The sequence below is a fragment of the Zavarzinella sp. genome (assembly GCA_041399155.1).
Classification (GTDB): domain Bacteria; phylum Planctomycetota; class Planctomycetia; order Gemmatales; family Gemmataceae; genus JAWKTI01.
The window spans coordinates 28,199-45,188 of sequence record JAWKTI010000006.1 but is presented as its reverse complement, the minus strand read 5'-3'; the positions used below and the strand labels follow the sequence as shown (position 1 = coordinate 45,188).

Below are 16,990 nucleotides of genomic sequence, written 5' to 3'. Positions count from 1 at the left end.
TGCCCATTCTTCCCTGTCGGGCACTATCTCTTCCCCAAGAGTTGCCAGCCGTCCTGGGCGGTCCAGGACGGCTTATATTTTCTTTGCAGAAATATGTGAAGAATTTCTCATGATAAATCTCTCACCAACCCCCAGGAATGAATTGAGGAAATCGATCCCGTCGGGTACAATGCCACCTTTGTCTACGGTGTCTGTTTAGGCATTTCGCGGGGAACCAAGTTACAATGGTAAGTAAACTGAGATGGGTAGCATGTTCAACGCACATGAAATGAAGCGACGATTGGTGCAGTCTGGAATAGCCAGCCCTGATCATATTCGCGGGTGCACGCACATGGAGGTCGAGTCGTTGGAGCGATGCTTCGGCCTGGAGTTGCCCTCTGCGTACAAAGACTTCCTGTACAGCTTCGGGCATTCTGCCGGGGGTTTCTGGCGGGACTTAGAGTTTACGCTTGATAAATTGGAGTGGAACAATCGTGAGATGCGAGAGATCCTTGCGGAGCTTGAAGAGGTCGATTTGACACTTCCTCAAAAGGGCTTTGTTTTTGGCTCTCGTCATGGAGAACAATTCCTGTTCTTCCTGGCGGATGGAAAGAACCAGAATCCGCCAATCTACCACTTTCTCATCGGTTATTCGGAGTTCAGGAAGGCCTGCGACACTTTTTGGGAAGCGATTGAAGGAGAACTCGAAATCTGTGAGCAAGCCTACAAAGATGTTCCACCAGGGATATTTCCATGGATGCGACATTGTTAATTTATTCAGACAAAAAGTCTCATTGCCTGCGAGGTATTGAATATGCGAGCGACTGTCCCTTTGTTGATGATAATTTTACTATTATTCCTTGCAGATAGACGTTCAAACAAGCTCGCAGATAACAATAAGTTTCGAGAACTGACTAAACCTGTCTTAGAAGGTAGCGATCGAAGCAGTAGAATCGCACCACCGCCTAACCAGCTCAACATACAAAAACCGTCAAGTAGTCGACTTGACATTTTTAATAATGAAGCAATTTTCAAGGCACTAGAAAGTGGCAACATAGATGAACGGCTAGAAGCTCTCAGGTTGATTTATCACCTTGGGGGCGATGGAATATCATTTGAAGCCGTCGTAAAATTAACACGAGACTCAAATGCTGAAGTAAGATCCTGGGGTGCAGCACTTATGGTGTTTTTTCCTGCCAATTCTTCAATATATGAAACGCTTTGGGAGCTTATTAATTATGATTGCGATGTCAAAGTTGTCAATGCAAGTTTTTCTGCTCTTCGACAGATAAATGAACACCACCCTGCTCGTGTTGCTCACTTAGCCCCATCCATGTTCGAGTTCACAAAACATGAATCGGCCGAAATACAACGTAATTCATTTGCAATTTGTTATAAGCATAATTTGCTAAGTGAAAACCAGCTAACAAATTTTTTGTTGGCCATTCTTGTAAGCACCAAAACTGTTGAGACACAAGAATTCGCTTTGGACACAGTATCATATTTTGGCAATAATGCAATTTCTGCAATCCGAAAAAGCTTAGAAATTGATAATAATTTTGTCAAACTTACGGCTATTAAAACACTGAAACAATTCCGAAGAAATGAATTAGTGGTAGCTGGCAAGATAGATAGCAAGTATTATGCAGATCTAGTTGCCATTTTGATACAGGTGATAGAATCAGATGACAGTGTATTAGTTGATGACGCTTTAATTATTATTGAAAGAGCAAATTTATTTCATGATACAATAACATTGCATTGCACGAAACTTGTTCAAAGTTCTAGCCCAATAATTTCCAGAAGTGCATTGCTTGCATTAACTTCAATGGGCAGTCCCGCTATCTCTGCACTGCCTTCAGTCATTAATGCCCTAAAGCACTCCAACGTTCACGTTCGCTGTGCGGCACTTTCCGCGATTACTGCGATTTCTCCCCAGCAAGCGATATTATACTTGCGAACAGCGTTGTCTGATCAAGATCGCAGGATGCGATACACAGCTGTTGATTCTATAAAAATATTGATAAAAAATTATTCAAATAATTCCAACATTACTTCATTGGCATTACTTGCTCTGAAGGATCCTGATGAATCTATTCGTGCTACAGCCACCTCGATCTTTACCAAAATGAAATTTACGCAAACGATAGTTCTGTCGCTTATCCACTGTCTTCGTACAGATCCAAGCACACTTGTAAGAGAAGATGCTGCATCTTCTTTGGCAGAAGCATCCGATTATTGCGACATAGTATATCCGGCATTTATTCAGGCAATGAATGACAATGGGAGATACGTCCGCTTGCGTGCCATTCAATCAATGGGAAAACTAAAAAAAATGCCAGAGATTGCTGTTCCAGCATTGATTCTGGCACTTGATGATAGTGATTCAATGGTTGTTTCGGGTGCAATTAGAGCACTTGCAGAGTATGGCCAGCATTCTGTTTCTGCAGTACCAAAATTGCGTAACTTAACAGGTATTTCTGAATTATCTTCTGAAGTCGCTCAAGCAATAAAAGCGATACAAGGCGATTAACACTCTATCAATCAGCAAGGAGGTTAGACTATCGTGAATCCTGATGCAACATGGAAACCCAGTCGAAGAAGATTTCTTCGTCGGGCTATCCAGGGTGGGGCAGTGCTGGCAGGTTCAGCCGGGCTGGGATGTGCCTATTGCTTCTGGGAAGCAGCCCAGATCCGGATTCGTCGACAGTCTATTCTGTTACCCCGCCTGCCGCACGCGTTTGAAGGGAAAACGATTGCTATTCTGGCTGATTTCCACCACGGACCTTTTGTGGGGATCGACTTTATCCGCAGGGCGGTGTCGATGGCACAGGAATTGACTGCCGATGCCTACGCTTTGGTGGGCGATTTTGCCCATAAAGGATCGCAGACGCAGGTGCAGCTTCCCCCGTGTCTGGAGGCGGTATCGACACTATCCGCACCACTTGGAGTTTTTGCGGTACCTGGTAACCATGACATGCAGGCCGAGGGTCGGGTGTATCGTGATGCCGTTCGAAATACCCCGCTGATCGATCTGACGAACCGTGCGGTGAAAGTGGCCATCGGCACTGATGAACTCTGGTTTGCGGGGGTTGATGATCTGTGGTGGGGCAAACCAGATTTATCGCAAGCCTTGCAGGATGTGCCAAAGGATGCTGAAATTGTGCTGCTTTCCCACAATCCGGATTTTGCAGAACTTCGCCCAAATCCACGCGTGGGGCTGATCTTAAGTGGTCATACGCACGGTGGTCAGGCGTATCTGCCCCCACTTGGCAGTGCGTGGATGCCATCCCAGTTTGGAACGAAGTACCAGGCTGGGTTGGTTCAAGGACCAGCATCGCAAGTATTTGTGTCGAGAGGACTTGGGGAAGCGGGGGTGCCTTTGCGGTTTAATTGCCCACCCGAAATCAATCTACTGACACTCACTCGCGGTTAACTTGAAAATATCCTGCATGTCATCTGTCTATTAGGGAATATTCTTAACACAAAGAATCTTAGCTCGAAGATAAAAGCAATCGACCGAACGGATCTCCTGTGATGTTGCAATACGAATACGCCCACATTTGGTATGTCTTTGCGTTTGTGAATAAGAAGAGATATTTTTATGTCTGCGAAGTTTGCCAGCGTGGAGTGGAACTGGACAAAAAAGAAATTGAAGCCAAGTTAGAGAAAATCCCCATCCCGTCTATGCACCGTTTTGGCTGCCTGGTTCTTATTGCAATTATCGCACTGATAATACTATTCGAAAGGATCTTCGATTGAAATTTGGCAAGGGGGCAACTAAAATACCATATCAATTATATAACCAAGTAGATATAAAAGCGGGTGGATTTATCCGTTTGGGATTGTGATTGCACTTACTATCATTAGTTACGTGAAATTTTGTAGAGCAACCTAATGGCGAGGCAGTACCCAAATCTGAATCCAGATAAAGCGTTGATTTGGCGAATTGTGCACCGTGAAAACTTGCCATGGATTCTGGATAATGGACTGCATTGTGGTAACAGCTGCACGAAGGCACCAACATGGGTTAATATTGGCAACGAAGAATTGATCACTAAGCGGAGTACACGTCCAGTGCCAATAACCCCTGGCGGATATCTCAGCGACTATGTGCCGTTTTACTTTACACCATTTTCACCCATGTTGTACAACATTACGACTGGGCGGGGAGGAGTCCAAAAGCGGTCAAATGAGGAAATTATCATCTTCGTTTCCAGTCTCCACCACCTAGCAGACCTGGGAATCCCTTTTTTGTTTACAGACAGCCATGCTTACCCCATTTTGACGATTTTTTATTCCGATTTGGGAGAACTGGATCATATCGATTGGAATCTATTGCAGAGCAGGGATTTCAAGCGAGACCCAGAAGATCCAGAAAAATTCGACCGTTATCAGGCAGAAGCTTTGATCTACAAACATTTGCCGATTCATGGACTACTGGGTGTCATCTGTTTCAACGAAAAAGTACAATCAACAATTGAAGAAGAGATAGGTGCACACGGTGCTGTACTGCCTGTATATGCACGACCGAAATGGTACTTCACATGATCAAATATACCCATGGCAATTTACTGGATGCCCAAGTCGAGGCATTGGTCAACACCGTCAACACCGTTGGGGTGATGGGTAAGGGCATCGCTTTGATGTTTAAAGAACGATTTCGCGAAAACTTCCGGCTTTACAAAGCTGCCTGCAGGAAAAACCAGGTGCAAACTGGCAAGATTTTTGTTACCACCACGAATGAAATTTCTGGCCCTCGCTGGATCGTGAATTTTCCCACAAAACAGCACTGGCGATCTCCCTCCCGCTTGGAATGGATAGTTGATGGATTACAGGATTTGCGACAGTTTTTGATCGAGAAGCAAGTGAAATCGATTGCGATTCCACCATTGGGGGCAGGAAATGGTGGACTTCTTTGGGCAGAAGTGCGCAAACAAATTGAGTTAACTTTGGGCGATTTAAGTACCGAAATACAAGTGTTTGAACCAACTACAGAATATCAGAACATTTCTAAAGCAACTGGTGTGGAACAACTTACTCCATCCAGAGCGCTCATTGCAGAATTAGTCCGACGGTATTGGGTTTTGGGAATCGAGTGCAGTTTGTTGGAAATTCAAAAATTGGCATGGTTCCTGGACCGTGCAATCGATGAATTCCATCCGGGTAACAATCTGCTAAACCTACAATTCCAGGCACACAAGTATGGGCCATATGCCAACCGACTTGATCACCTTTTGAACAACCTTGACGGAAGCTACCTGCACAGTGAAAAACGCATTAGTGATGCCAACCCGTTTGATGTGATTTGGTTTGCGGATGAGCGTAAGGGTGATGTGCAGACATTTTTGCAAAACCATGCAAAAGAATTCGTGCAACCACTAGATTTTGCCACATCTATAATCGATGGCTTCGAATCTCCGTTTGGCATGGAATTACTGGCAACCGTTGATTGGTTATTGGTACGAGAGAACGTGGCACCAACGGTGCCTGCAGTGCGAGAAGCTTTACATAAGTGGCCAGGTGGGATCAATGCTTCAGCTCGAAAATTGCGTTTGTTTAACGAGCGAGTATTGGGTATCGCATTAGAGCGATTGACCCAAATGCCCACCCCAGAACCAGTGGGATAACAAACTCGAACATGGAATGATTTTGAAATAGCTTCAACGCAACTTCAAAATGCCCAATATTCTGGCAGATGAAATACATTAAAATGGTGGTACAGTTCGGGGCGGAGCATCATGAAATATCTCTTGTTACTTGCACATACACTGATTTTCGGTGGGGCTCTCGGTGCACAGCAAATGCTGCCAACGGTTCCTCAAGCAACCGATTTGCCTGCTGCAAAGAAGGCCCCTGCTGTTGATTTTGATTTCGAATATCGCGATTCATTGCCACAAACAGACACACCGAAAGAGAAGTGGAACACCACCTGGGGACCGAAAGCGAAGGTATACCCACCATTGAAGATACCTGATGGCGTTGCTGATCCGCTTGATTTTCAGCGAAAACGCTCCATTGCTGTCGCGAAGAAATATCTCGGTTTGCCGTATCAGCACAAGCATATCCCTGCTGCAGGTGGGCTCGATTGTTCCAACTTCACATCTTGGGTGTACAACTATGGTTTCGGCATCAAGTTTACTTCCAATGTTCGCGAACAGGCACGCACGGCGGGCAGGCAGTTAAAGCCCACAGAACCTTTCCTTCCAGGTGATCTGCTGTTTCAAACCGATCAAAGTGGCAAGGAAATTGCCCACGTGGTGATTTTTTTCGAAGACGGGAAGATCATCGATTCCACCAAAGGAAAAGTCGCTGTCAGAGAATACAACGGATGGTACAAAACCCGCCATTCGCATGCCCGTCGAATTATTGAATAGTGTTGTTACGCCACACCCCACTTTACCATCCGGCAGGGATAACGCGTCCATCACGAGTTAGTTGATAATCACACAAATGTGGCACATCCGCCAGACGAGTTAAAATCTCTGGGTCTTTACCGCCATAACGTAAGCTGTGTACGTGACAAATACGTATTGCAGCACATGCTTGCTCAATTTCTAAAGGTGTTTCTGGTTGTCGAAGGAAATAAGTCTGATAACGTGGAGGGCCAGTTGTAGCTAAGAGCGTCGGTGCCTCTCCTTCTGGTAGCAGACAGCCACAATCTGTACCAATATCCTCTGCATAAAATGGTCCGGGAGCATTTTCGCTTGCGATTTTGCGTAAATTCATGAAAATCAATTTTTACAGATAAAAATTCTTTATCGACTGATGAGCTTTTTCACTACTGCACTTAAAAATCAAAAGGCTCTCAGTTTCTGGCCAGATTATCTTGAAAGCCGTTAATTAATTTTGATGTCAACATGATTGCCGAACTCAGACAGATTGAAAAGGTTGCACCTGCAACTGTTGCCCAGATATCGTTCCAATCAAATGTGCGGCGTGGCATCCACAATTGTGCGATCTCGTAAGCAACGAGCATCATCGCACTGAAGGCTGCCATCCAGAGTGTGTCCCGAAACTGAATGGTACGACGGGACAGAAAAATGGCTATTGGAATCATGCTCGCACAGACAAAATTGGGCAGCACTGCAGCAAGCCATTCCGGTGCCAGAAAAATGTCACTTTGACGGGTAAGTTTTACTGCCAGGGTGCATCCTGCACCTGCTGCCATCATGGTGCCGGCGGCAATCTGCCGAACAACATAGCGTTTCGATTCCGGCAACGATAAGGGAGAGTGCATCACTTTCATGCCTTTACCATTGCATCGCATTTTTGACTACTTGCTGCATCTTTTCCAGGCCGGTTTTCACCACAGTGTAAGCATCCTGCTTGTAATATTCCGGATTGAACAGTTCCAGCGACAACATTCCCTGGTAACCAATGCGGCGAAGTTGCCGCAGAATTTCAACCAGTGGGGCGTCACCATCACCCGGATAGACACGGTCTGCATCAACAATTGTTGCGGGCGGTTTGCTCTTGGGATAATCGTTCATGTGAAAGATTCCGATCGCCTGGCCCTGCAGCCAATTGAGCCCACTGAAACCGGATTCTCCTTTATACAGGTGGTAGACATCGGGCAGAATACACGCTTGAGGGTGGGCACTTTCCATTGCCACCAGTACCGTTTCGCCCAGGCGGGACAGCGTTTTGGAAAAGCCCCACAGTTCCAGTTCAGGAATAATGCCAATTTTGCTGCCCAGATCGGCCAAGGTGCGGTAACGCTGCGTGATTTTGCCAAAATCGGTCATTTTCTGGTTGGTCGCACCGATCGGTGGGGCTGCAATCCGTTTGCCGCCAATGGTCAGCACCATTTCCATGTCGCGTTTGGCTTCATCCAGCCCCTTGGTGCGTTCCATGTCGTCATCCACAATCCATTTGGCAAAACCGATCGCACTTTCCACTTTCAGACCGAGATCGGCCAGCTTTTTCCCCAGGTCCTTCAGCGATTTTCCCTGCTGCTGGTGCGTCTGCAGTTCGCGAATCCACGGTTCAAACCCCTGGTAGCCGGCCTTGGCTGCCATTTCAGCCTCTTGTTCCACGGGGATCTTCTGCCCACGGATGGTGCTGGTGTTCAGGCAGAACTCAAATGGTTTTTTGCCCACTTCCGGTGCAGCAATCAATGGTGAAACGAACGATCCTGCAGCAATTCCAGCAGCACCACTGAGCAATACTTGACGACGATCCATTGTGAAAACCCCACGAAGAGACAGTTTGATAGTTGTTTTAGCAAACAATGTGGGGAATTCAGTGAGAATCAATCGATCCATCGCCTACGCAAACGGGATCTGATGTTCGTTTGATCGTTATTTTGCTGATTTTCACAATTTTTGGCCATTTTCCGTAAATACTTATTTTCAAATGACTTGCGTTGACTGATTTCAACGCAACTTGTTAACGTTACAATCTTCCAATTAACGTTGAATAAAATCATGCATGCTTAACTCGTCTGAATACATGATTTTCTTGCTATTTGAGAACAACACATGGCTTGGTTGCTGTTTTTAGATGAAAGCGGACATGATCACAAACAGATGCCATACGAAGTGCGCGGCGGAATTGCGATTGAAGATAGTAAACTTTGGTCGTTAACGCGAGCGGTCAAGCAACTGGAGCAATTTGCCTTTGGTTGTTCTTTGCTTGAGTTTCAAAAGGAGATTAAAGGAAGTACACTTTTGGATAGAAAGCGCTTCCGATTTGCTAAACAAGCTTCTGTGATGGCAGACCAGGAACGTCAGAAACATGCGAGAGCATTCTTAGCCAAAGGCCTTCAAAAGTTAAATCCGACGAGCACTGAATTTTGTGCATATGGGCAAGCCTGTATTGAAATGGCGATAGGAATTTTCCATTTGCTTCGCGATCAAAAAGCGGTGTTATTTGCAAGCATGACGCCAAGAGGTTTTGTAAAATCCAGCGTTCCTAACGAAGATTATCTGCGAAAAGATCAGGTATTTCTTTTTGAAAGATACTTTTATTTTTGTGAGGCAAAAAAGCAAAATGGCCTTATTGTGATGGATGGGACAGACAAATCTCTCGACAAAAAATTCATCCGGCAGATTGAAAACTATTTTTCTAAAACTGCCAGTGGGAGATTTCGCTCTCAATGGATTGTACCTACTCCATTATTTGTATCTTCGGATATGTCCTATCCTGTGCAAATTGCAGATCTGTGTATCTATTGTGTGAATTGGTGCTTTCGGTTGCCTTCCCAAGGAATGAATGAACCAGTTCGCGAAGAAATTCAATCTGAATTTGATCAATGGATAAAGCAACTTCAGTTCAGTGGTGAAGGATCCAATGAAAGTGGTCGGTTCCCCACTTGGGGTATTTGTTATGTTCCAAACCCATGTGGGCCAGGAAGAAAAGCATAAAAAAAGAGACAAAGAATTCGTGGCCAGCTTTCGCTCTCCCCGAAGCCGAGTCTCCGATAGTATTGTACTGTAGACACAGATAAAAATCAAATCTTACTTTGCAATATCCCTGAAAAGGTTGGTTATGCAGTTTGTTTGATGTTCGTTTGATCGTTATTTTGCTGATTTTCACAATTTTTGGCCATTTTCCGTAAATGCCTATTTTCAAATGACTTGCGTTAGCTGTTTTCACGCAGTACGTGCCATTTTCAACATAAAATTATGCACAAATATACAGTACATGGATATATTAATATACGCATGTGCAATAGTTGTGCGTGCGGTTACTTTTTGGGCACCACCTTCAAGGAGAATCACCATGCCCACTGAGATTTCGATTCCGCTGCCTGGGGCATTCCTCGGCCTGCAGTGCGATATCGTTCGACCACTTGGTTCGGGAACAATTGTTGCCAGTAGCGTGCCTTGTCAGGTGACAGCAGATTTTGCAGGTGGCAGGCGAAGTGCCAGTGAACCACGCTGGACGCACGTGATGATGCTGAACAGCGATGTTGATATTCGCGATGGCTGCACCCGCACGGCGAATGAAGGCGACATTACCTTTGCCGATGGCGACGAAGTTCGCCTGCCCAGTGGCACCACGGACGATCAGTTTGCTGTGGTCTGGGTGGAGAAGGTTCACCAGGGCACATCCCGCACGTATCAACGAGTGTTTATGTTGCGATTGTAAGTTTTGGTTGTTTTTCTGCAATAAAACCTCACCCCGGCTTCGCCACCCCTCTCCTTGCAGGAGAGGGGAAAGTAGGTTAGGTTACTGCTCATTTTCTTCACTTTACTTTCAAGGAACACATCATGGGTTTCACACATCAACAAGTGATTCAAATGCTTACTCAGGCGGCGAAGTTACGTCTGGCAGGCAATTCGTGGGAAAAGATAGCCAAGGAATTGTCAATTGGCAGCACGACGATCCGCACGTGGGCACAGCACCGTTATCGCGATCTGTGGCAGCAACTACTGCACGAACTTCGCCAGGACATTACCGAAGAAACCGTCAATGAAGCTCGCGAAGTACTGCGCACCCACATGCGGGATCTCAGTCAACCGCAGTACAGCGTGCAGGCCGCACGAGAGCTGCTGCGGACACATCAGGAAAAATTATCCCAGGCCACGCCAGTCAATCTGGAAGAACTGTTAGCTCAGTTAATCAAGGATTACGCCGATGAACTCCAGCAAGCAATCAATGCCCTCCCCACTGTGCAAGTTGTCGCCACCAATGCTGAAGCCATTACTGCTGGCGATCGTGCGGGCCCGACGTGATCCCGCAGCATTCATCAGTTTTTGTGGGCGAAACACCGATGGCACGCCACTGAAGCTGGGGCAGGTCCATTGTGAACTGCAACAGTTTTTGTGCCAGCACAGCAAAGCTCTGGTGCAACTCCCACGTGATCATGGCAAAAGCACGCAGATTTGTGGGCGAATCCTTTGGGAACTGGGCCGCAATCCATCGCTTCGTGTCAAGATTGTTTGTGCCAGCGAAGCACTGTCACGCGAACGTGCTGACTATATCCGCACGGCCATTCGCAACAATCCCCTTCTGAAGTGGGTATTTCCTGGCTTGCAGCCTGCCCAGCCATGGACAACACAACGCTTTTCAGTGCAGCGCCCTGCAGCAGGTATCGGCCCCAGCGTGGCAGCACTTGGGATCGATAATGCATCCACCGGCAGCAGGGCAGACCTGATGGTGTGTGATGATATTGTGGATGTGAAAAGCCTGACCAGTAAAGCAAGTCGCGAACATGTGAAGCAGGTCTTTCAGAATAATCTGGTGAATATGCTGGAACCTGCAGGCAACCTGTGGTGCCTCAGTACGCCGTGGCATCGGGACGATCTGAACGCACAGTTGATTGCCAATCCCGGCTTTGCATTATTTCGCCGTGCAGTGGGACCCCATCTGGAGCCAGTGTGGCCAGAACGCTGGTCGATTGCTGCTTTAGAAGAACGTCGCCAGGCGATTGGCAATGCAGCATTTGAACGTGGCTATCGACTGAACTTTGTTTCGGAAGAAGAACTGCTGATCCCCACGCACTGGGTAAAGTATTATCAGCACGCACCGTCTTTCGATCAGTTGATCCTGGCAATCGATCCCGCGTTAAGCACATCGGCCCAGGCAGATCGTTCTGCCATTGTGGTGCTGGGCAAGGCAGAGCAAACGATTTACTGTCCACACGCAGCAGCCTTTCGGCTGAATACGCCCGACCTGCTGGATACCATTGTGGGTTATCACGATCGGTATCAGCCCGATCTGATTGTGATGGAAGCCAATGGTGCCTTTCGTGGTTTCACCGAATTGCTTGGATTGAACAAACAGTTTGGCTCGAAGATTCGCCCGGTGGTGCACCACGTTTCCAAGACGAGTCGCATTGCGATGCTGAGTGCGGCAATTCAAAGGGGCGAGGTATTGCTGCACGGCACCGTGGCTGGTTTTGCCACACCCGATGTGCAGGAATTGCTGGGCGAAATGACTGAGTATCCCCTGGGCAATCACGATGATCTGGTTGATGCCCTGGCTATGGGGACTGATTTCCTACAGAAGCAACGTCAACCCAACATTCGTTAGTTATTGTGAGCCAATTTTGTATGTGGCATGCGCATCTTGCCCATGTGCTTTCACGGGCAGGATGCCCGTGCCACGTTTTCTAATCACAAACTCCAAGGAGCATGTTCATGTTACTTTCTATCGAGTATCCTTTTCAACCAATCCATCCTTCCCCAGCCGGGCGTGCAGTGTGCCAGTTATTTGGGATCAGGGCAACAACGACGCCACATCGCATTTGCCACCAGTATGAATTGCAGTTGCAACCCAACGACCTGGTGTTGATCACTGGTGCGTCCGGCTCAGGGAAAAGTTCCATCCTGCGTGATCTGAGCAATCGCCTTGGCGGTGTAATGTTACCGCAGATTCCGCCTGGGCCGCAGGCCGTGATCGATCTGTTTGAATTGCCATTGGCAGAACGATTTTCGCTTTTGGCATCCTGTGGCCTTGCAGAATCTCGCCTATTGTTGCGTTCTGCCCAGGCACTTTCGGAAGGACAGCGATATCGGCTTCGCCTGGCCCTGGCATTGGCTGCATCACACCAACGACCGATCGTGGCAGATGAGTTTGCGGCATTACTGGACCGCACTACGGCGAAGGTGCTGGCATACACATTGCGGCGACGCTGGCAGCACGATCCCAGGACAATCCTGCTGGCAACCAGCCATGATGATCTGTTGCCGGATCTTCAGCCCACGGTTCACATTCATTGCCAGGAAAACCAGCCACTTCAGGTGCGGCGATTGTCGCAGGATCTGCAACGCCCGATTTCATTTCACCCGGAACTGCACATTGAAGATGGCACCATGCTGGATTGGTATCCCTTCGCTCAGTGGCATTATCGCAGCAGAAACATTTCCTTTGTCCGCAGCGTGCAGGTGTTGAAGCATGTCGACAAAACTGTGGGGGTGATTGTCTTTGCGGCACCGGCAGCATCGTTACGTTTACGAACAATGTTCTTCGGCTGGAAACACCCACGCACTTCGGAAGCACTGCGGGAAATGAATCGTTCTCTGTGGGTGTTGTCCCGCGTAGTGATGCATCCCCAGTATCGTGGTGCAGGCCTGGGCCGCTGGCTGATTGAAGAAGCCTGCAAACGCTGCCCAGTTCCCTGGATTGAAACACTGGCCGCGATGGGAGAGGTAAACCCGGTATTTGAACATGCCGGCTTTGCCAGGATTGGCCAGATTGAAGCTCAGGCGAACACCCACGCGGGTGACCAGTACGGCAGAAAGTACGCGCCACATGCAGCTGGTACCCCACAATACCGTGGGCCTGTTTACTACATTCGGGATAATCGGAAGGAGATCGCCCATTATGTTTCGGAAGCATAAACAAGGTGGTGCAGCACGGCAGGCACTTCTGTCGAATACTTGCGGTAAGTATTTCCCAAGTGATGCTGGGACATGGTGGCCAATGCGAACCATCCAGGATTTGGTTTGCCAAGGCACCTGGAAAGATAGGCAAGCAACGCAATTTGACAGGTTTGTCGACAGTTGTAATAACTACCACCGTTGTAAAGAAAGCGGTTGTAACAATTACAGCGATTGGCCGTCAGCCGTCATAATTCGCGCATGCCACAAAAATTGTAAACCCATGCAAATTAATACTTTCGGGAGTTTTTTCCTGTTATTTCCCAACTGCCAAACCGGCATGGCCTGCGTTTTGCGTGTAGCTTTCCATTGGGTAACAGACAAATTGGTTTTGTCTTTCAGCAGGGGAGAAGCCGGGATGGCCATCCGAACAGTAATCATGGTGCTGCTGGCAGCATTCTCCACGATGGGGAATCTGCAGGCGGCGACGTTTCGCACCAAGAACTTTATCGTGGAAGCGCCACGTCAGGTGGATGCGGAAGAGTTTGGTCAACTTGCGGAGCATTTCCGTAAAGTGAAAGCCCAGGAATGGCTGGGTCAGGAAATGCCCGATTGGCCCCAGCCGTGCCCATTAAAAGTCATCATTACCCCAGCAGGTGCCAGCGGGGTCACATCGTTTACGTTTGGTCGCGTGATTTACCAGGAAATGGAAATCCAGGGCCAGCGAGAGCGACTGAAAAATAGTGTACTACCCCACGAAATTACACATACTGTCTTTGCCCATCATTTCCGTCAGCCGGTACCACGCTGGGCCGATGAAGGTGGCTCTGTTTATTCCGAAGACGAACTGGAACGTACGCGACACGACCGCTTGTGCCGCGATATTCTGAATAGTGGCAAAGGCATTCAGTTGCGGGCATTGTTCCCGATGAAGGAATATCCACGCGACATGATGACGTTGTATGCCCAGGGCTATTCTGTGACCAAATTCCTGGTGGAACAAAGTAACCGTCAGACCTTTCTGAACTTCGTGGCATACGGACTGACTGAAAACTGGGATGATGCCTGCCAGAAATATTACAGTTTCCGCAATGTGCCCGACCTGGAAAGTGCCTGGATCAAGCACCTGAAAGATGTCGCACGTGGCACAGCAGTGGTACGTGAACAACCTTCAGGACCACGCACAGCACCGGAAGGTTTCAGTAAAGTGGGAGGCAGCAGCGTGACACGTGTTTACGACAGCCTGCCCCCTTCAGCACCATTGTTCGACCCGATCCCACTGGTCCGTGGTTCCAGCGATCACTTGTCATCACCTGGGCCACACGACAAAGATATCGGCTGGACACGGCCTCGCTCGATTGGCGAACCACCTGCCCCACGTGCTAATCAGCGAATTGAACCTGCATCGTGGAATCGATCGGAACTACCCACACCACCTACGGGCTATCGACCAGCACCCGTGGGCTTTGATGCACGTTCCAATTCACCGGCAGCCCAGGCACCTTATCGCCCGGCAGCAACTTTGCTGCCACCCGTGCCCGAGCCATTCCGGAAGTAAAGGTTTCGCATTGGAGCACATTCAAATCGAGATTTTGATCTCGGAACCAATTTCTTGATCCACAGTTTCAGCATCGCCGAACATTTATGAACAAATGTTCATTAATCGCAATTGTACGCAACGATCTCCTACAATATAATTTGTTTTCCACTAGCAGAATAGTGACAGAATCATAAAGTTCGCTGTTTGATGGTGCGGCGATGCCCTTAGAGTGAGATTGAATGTCCAAACGCGATTATTACGAAGTGCTGGGTTTGGCCCGCAATGCAAGTACGGATGAGATCGAGAAGGCCTACCGCAAGCTGGCGCGGAAATACCACCCCGACCGCAACGTGGGCGATCCCCAGGCTGAAGCCATGTTCAAGGAAGTGGGGGAAGCCTGCGAGGTGCTGCTCGACGACCAGAAACGTGCCATTTACGACCAGTACGGCCACGAAGGACTACAGAACGGTGGTGGCGGATTCGGAGGTGGTGGTTCGGCCTTTAACGATCTGGTGAACGAACTGTTCGGTGCCTTCACTGGTGGCGGACGCAGGCAGACCGGCCCCCAGCGTGGGTCGGATATTCGTGTTCCTGTCGATATCGATCTGCTGGAAGCCTCCCGAGGCATCAAGAAGGAAATCAAAATTCGCCGTTACGAAAACTGCGAAGATTGTAAGGGAACTGGCAGCAAAGACGGCAAAAAGCATTCCTGCATGCGATGCGGTGGGCGTGGCGAAGTTGTCCAGCGACAGGGCTTTTTTGAATTCCGCCAGCCCTGCCCCAATTGTAACGGGTCTGGCAGCACCATCACCAATCCGTGCGGCAGTTGTCGTGGTCAGGGGCGTGTGCAGCAGGAACGCACCGTTTCGGTAACCGTGCCAGCCGGTGCGGATACCGGTTTACGCCTGCTGATTGGTGGGGAAGGTGATGCCGGTGAGCCAGGTGGGCCTCGAGGCGACCTGGAAGCAGTGGTACGGATTGCCCCCCACCCGGTGTTCGAGCGGGAAGGGATCGACCTGTTCCTGAAGCAATTGCCGATTACCTTCAGTCAGGCAGCGCTGGGCACTACAATAACCTTGAAAACGCTCTATGGCAGCACCGATCTGACGATCCCTGCGGGCACGCAAACGGGTACGGAATTTCGGATTCGCAACCATGGGATGCCAGAACTGAAGATTTCACGCCGTGGTGCGGTGGTCGATTCCAGCACACGGGGCGATCTGCGGGTGACGGTTCGTATCGAAACACCCAGTAACCTGACCGAGCGTCAGGAAGAACTGTTCCGTGAACTGGCAGAAATTGAACACAAACAGGTTTCGCCCCACCGGAAAGGCTTTTTTGAAAAGCTGAAATCGTTCTTTACCGGGGACGATGAAGAAGCAAAATAATATTGAATGGACCGTTGTTGATAACAAAGTAGATTATGAACGAGAATCATCCTGATGAACCGCTGCCAAACCACCCGCAAGACGGTGGGGCAGACACCACTGAGGCCACCAACACCCCACCTGAACCTGGGAATGTCGCCCAGTTACAGGAACGGATCAATCAACTGGAAAAGCAGAATGGCGAATTTCTGCAGGCACTGGCCGAATTTCAGAACCGCCACAACGAAATGACGCAGGTCATGAAGCGGAGTGCCCAGGATATTCAGCATCAGTTGAAGTTTGCCCACGAAAAGTTTGCCAACGATCTGCTGATCCCACTGGATAATCTGGAACGGGCGATTGCTGCCGCCAGGCACAGTGGGGATAATCCCGGGCTGGTTGCGGGGATCACCGCCACGATGACCCAGTTACAGGATGTCCTGAAACGGCACGGCATTACACCCATTGAGGCCCTGGGCAAGGCATTTGACCCCCACTACCACGAAGCAGTGAAGGCGGAAGCCAGTGCCGACGCCGCACCGAATACCGTCATTCAGGTGCTGCAGCAGGGTTACCTGATTCACGAAAAAGTAATGCGCCCAGCATATGTCGTCGTGGCCCAGGGGTAAATTGTTAGAGGGTTTCATTGCCCTTCAGGTGAAACTTCCCATCCTTCGGGTGTTAGCGTAAACCTGAAATCATGCGAATTGAATCGTGCTTCTAGAATCCAGATGAAACTCGTAAGCGATTCCACCCACCGGAACGAAACTTCCAGCTATGATAATTCGAATTTAATTCACTAATTCTTCAATAAACGTCTGGCTAATCCGGTG

Annotated in this window: 19 protein-coding genes; 15 read left to right on the top strand and 4 right to left on the bottom strand. The window is 48.6% G+C overall.

Annotated elements, in window-relative coordinates:
- Positions 1-250 precede the first annotated feature (250 nt).
- From R3B84_22285 to R3B84_22255, 7 genes are all read left to right on the top strand, one after another.
- Entirely contained in the window at positions 251-751 is a 501-nt protein-coding gene (locus R3B84_22285) for an SMI1/KNR4 family protein (GenBank protein ID MEZ6143305.1), read from the top strand.
- Between the two features lie 42 nt (positions 752-793).
- Positions 794-2,512: a HEAT repeat domain-containing protein gene (locus R3B84_22280; protein MEZ6143304.1), complete on the top strand. Its 1,719-nt coding sequence runs from the start codon at positions 794-796 to the stop codon at positions 2,510-2,512.
- 33 nt (positions 2,513-2,545) lie between these two features.
- Positions 2,546-3,415: a metallophosphoesterase gene (locus R3B84_22275; GenBank protein MEZ6143303.1), complete on the top strand. Its 870-nt coding sequence runs from the start codon at positions 2,546-2,548 to the stop codon at positions 3,413-3,415.
- 101 nt (positions 3,416-3,516) lie between these two features.
- Positions 3,517-3,741: a hypothetical protein gene (locus R3B84_22270; protein MEZ6143302.1), complete on the top strand. Its 225-nt coding sequence runs from the start codon at positions 3,517-3,519 to the stop codon at positions 3,739-3,741.
- Between the two features lie 135 nt (positions 3,742-3,876).
- Positions 3,877-4,530 carry a DUF4433 domain-containing protein gene (locus R3B84_22265; protein ID MEZ6143301.1) on the top strand — a complete coding sequence of 218 codons (654 nt, stop codon included), beginning with the start codon at positions 3,877-3,879 and terminating at the stop codon, positions 4,528-4,530.
- A complete protein-coding gene (locus tag R3B84_22260; GenBank protein ID MEZ6143300.1) occupies positions 4,527-5,609 on the top strand; it encodes a macro domain-containing protein in 1,083 nt (360 codons plus the stop codon). The genes R3B84_22265 and R3B84_22260 overlap by 4 nt, the downstream gene beginning before the upstream one ends.
- Positions 5,610-5,720: 111 nt before the next feature.
- A complete protein-coding gene (locus R3B84_22255; protein MEZ6143299.1) occupies positions 5,721-6,356 on the top strand; it encodes an NlpC/P60 family protein in 636 nt (211 codons plus the stop codon).
- A 22-nt stretch (positions 6,357-6,378) separates the two neighbouring features.
- Here R3B84_22255 and R3B84_22250 read toward each other — a convergent pair whose 3' ends face one another.
- From R3B84_22250 to R3B84_22240, 3 genes are all read right to left on the bottom strand, one after another.
- On the bottom strand, positions 6,379-6,708 hold the full coding sequence (locus R3B84_22250) for a hypothetical protein (GenBank protein ID MEZ6143298.1): 330 nt from the start codon (positions 6,706-6,708) through the stop codon (positions 6,379-6,381).
- A 79-nt stretch (positions 6,709-6,787) separates the two neighbouring features.
- Positions 6,788-7,228, bottom strand: coding sequence for a VanZ family protein (locus R3B84_22245; GenBank protein MEZ6143297.1), 441 nt, complete (start codon positions 7,226-7,228; stop codon positions 6,788-6,790).
- Positions 7,229-7,232: 4 nt separating this feature from the next.
- The gene (locus tag R3B84_22240; protein ID MEZ6143296.1) at positions 7,233-8,165 is read right to left on the bottom strand and encodes a sugar phosphate isomerase/epimerase; all 933 of its coding nucleotides are present in this window, start codon (positions 8,163-8,165) and stop codon (positions 7,233-7,235) included.
- Positions 8,166-8,462: 297 nt separating this feature from the next.
- Here R3B84_22240 and R3B84_22235 point away from each other — a divergent pair, with 297 nt between their 5' ends.
- The 5 genes from R3B84_22235 (at position 8,463) to R3B84_22215 (ending at position 13,271) form a co-directional block, all read left to right on the top strand.
- The gene (locus R3B84_22235; GenBank protein MEZ6143295.1) at positions 8,463-9,347 is read left to right on the top strand and encodes a DUF3800 domain-containing protein; all 885 of its coding nucleotides are present in this window, start codon (positions 8,463-8,465) and stop codon (positions 9,345-9,347) included.
- Between the two features lie 358 nt (positions 9,348-9,705).
- On the top strand, positions 9,706-10,074 hold the full coding sequence (locus tag R3B84_22230) for a hypothetical protein (GenBank protein ID MEZ6143294.1): 369 nt from the start codon (positions 9,706-9,708) through the stop codon (positions 10,072-10,074).
- Between the two features lie 122 nt (positions 10,075-10,196).
- Positions 10,197-10,661: a hypothetical protein gene (locus R3B84_22225; protein MEZ6143293.1), complete on the top strand. Its 465-nt coding sequence runs from the start codon at positions 10,197-10,199 to the stop codon at positions 10,659-10,661.
- The gene (locus R3B84_22220; protein ID MEZ6143292.1) at positions 10,564-11,961 is read left to right on the top strand and encodes a hypothetical protein; all 1,398 of its coding nucleotides are present in this window, start codon (positions 10,564-10,566) and stop codon (positions 11,959-11,961) included. The genes R3B84_22225 and R3B84_22220 overlap by 98 nt, the downstream gene beginning before the upstream one ends.
- A gap of 107 nt (positions 11,962-12,068) precedes the next feature.
- Positions 12,069-13,271 (top strand): GNAT family N-acetyltransferase, encoded by a 1,203-nt coding sequence (locus tag R3B84_22215; GenBank protein MEZ6143291.1) that lies wholly within the window; start codon positions 12,069-12,071, stop codon positions 13,269-13,271.
- Positions 13,272-13,475: 204 nt separating this feature from the next.
- Here R3B84_22215 and R3B84_22210 read toward each other — a convergent pair whose 3' ends face one another.
- Positions 13,476-13,676, bottom strand: a complete 201-nt coding sequence (locus tag R3B84_22210) for a hypothetical protein (GenBank protein MEZ6143290.1) — start codon at positions 13,674-13,676, stop codon at positions 13,476-13,478.
- Between R3B84_22210 and R3B84_22205 the strand changes: the two genes are divergently transcribed.
- The 3 genes from R3B84_22205 to R3B84_22195 all read left to right on the top strand — a co-directional run bounded on the left by R3B84_22205 (position 13,669) and on the right by R3B84_22195 (position 16,786).
- Entirely contained in the window at positions 13,669-14,808 is a 1,140-nt protein-coding gene (locus R3B84_22205) for a hypothetical protein (GenBank protein ID MEZ6143289.1), read from the top strand. The two genes, R3B84_22210 and R3B84_22205, sit on opposite strands and share 8 nt — an antisense overlap.
- Before the next feature lie 221 nt (positions 14,809-15,029).
- Positions 15,030-16,178 (top strand): molecular chaperone DnaJ, encoded by a 1,149-nt coding sequence (gene dnaJ / locus R3B84_22200; protein MEZ6143288.1) that lies wholly within the window; start codon positions 15,030-15,032, stop codon positions 16,176-16,178.
- A gap of 35 nt (positions 16,179-16,213) precedes the next feature.
- Positions 16,214-16,786: a nucleotide exchange factor GrpE gene (locus R3B84_22195; GenBank protein ID MEZ6143287.1), complete on the top strand. Its 573-nt coding sequence runs from the start codon at positions 16,214-16,216 to the stop codon at positions 16,784-16,786.
- Positions 16,787-16,990 lie beyond the last annotated feature (204 nt).

Coding starts and splice junctions, on each gene's coding strand:
- R3B84_22285 (MEZ6143305.1), top strand. CDS start 251: ATGTTCAACGCACATGAAATGAAGCGACGATTGGTGCAGTCTGGAATA.
- R3B84_22280 (MEZ6143304.1), top strand. CDS start 794: ATGCGAGCGACTGTCCCTTTGTTGATGATAATTTTACTATTATTCCTT.
- R3B84_22270 (MEZ6143302.1), top strand. CDS start 3,517: ATGTTGCAATACGAATACGCCCACATTTGGTATGTCTTTGCGTTTGTG.
- R3B84_22265 (MEZ6143301.1), top strand. CDS start 3,877: ATGGCGAGGCAGTACCCAAATCTGAATCCAGATAAAGCGTTGATTTGG.
- R3B84_22260 (MEZ6143300.1), top strand. CDS start 4,527: ATGATCAAATATACCCATGGCAATTTACTGGATGCCCAAGTCGAGGCA.
- R3B84_22255 (MEZ6143299.1), top strand. CDS start 5,721: ATGAAATATCTCTTGTTACTTGCACATACACTGATTTTCGGTGGGGCT.
- R3B84_22250 (MEZ6143298.1), bottom strand. CDS start 6,708: ATGAATTTACGCAAAATCGCAAGCGAAAATGCTCCCGGACCATTTTAT.
- R3B84_22245 (MEZ6143297.1), bottom strand. CDS start 7,228: ATGAAAGTGATGCACTCTCCCTTATCGTTGCCGGAATCGAAACGCTAT.
- R3B84_22240 (MEZ6143296.1), bottom strand. CDS start 8,165: ATGGATCGTCGTCAAGTATTGCTCAGTGGTGCTGCTGGAATTGCTGCA.
- R3B84_22235 (MEZ6143295.1), top strand. CDS start 8,463: ATGGCTTGGTTGCTGTTTTTAGATGAAAGCGGACATGATCACAAACAG.
- R3B84_22230 (MEZ6143294.1), top strand. CDS start 9,706: ATGCCCACTGAGATTTCGATTCCGCTGCCTGGGGCATTCCTCGGCCTG.
- R3B84_22225 (MEZ6143293.1), top strand. CDS start 10,197: ATGGGTTTCACACATCAACAAGTGATTCAAATGCTTACTCAGGCGGCG.
- R3B84_22220 (MEZ6143292.1), top strand. CDS start 10,564: ATGAACTCCAGCAAGCAATCAATGCCCTCCCCACTGTGCAAGTTGTCG.
- R3B84_22215 (MEZ6143291.1), top strand. CDS start 12,069: ATGTTACTTTCTATCGAGTATCCTTTTCAACCAATCCATCCTTCCCCA.
- R3B84_22205 (MEZ6143289.1), top strand. CDS start 13,669: ATGGCCATCCGAACAGTAATCATGGTGCTGCTGGCAGCATTCTCCACG.
- R3B84_22210 (MEZ6143290.1), bottom strand. CDS start 13,676: ATGGCCATCCCGGCTTCTCCCCTGCTGAAAGACAAAACCAATTTGTCT.
- dnaJ (MEZ6143288.1), top strand. CDS start 15,030: ATGTCCAAACGCGATTATTACGAAGTGCTGGGTTTGGCCCGCAATGCA.
- R3B84_22195 (MEZ6143287.1), top strand. CDS start 16,214: ATGAACGAGAATCATCCTGATGAACCGCTGCCAAACCACCCGCAAGAC.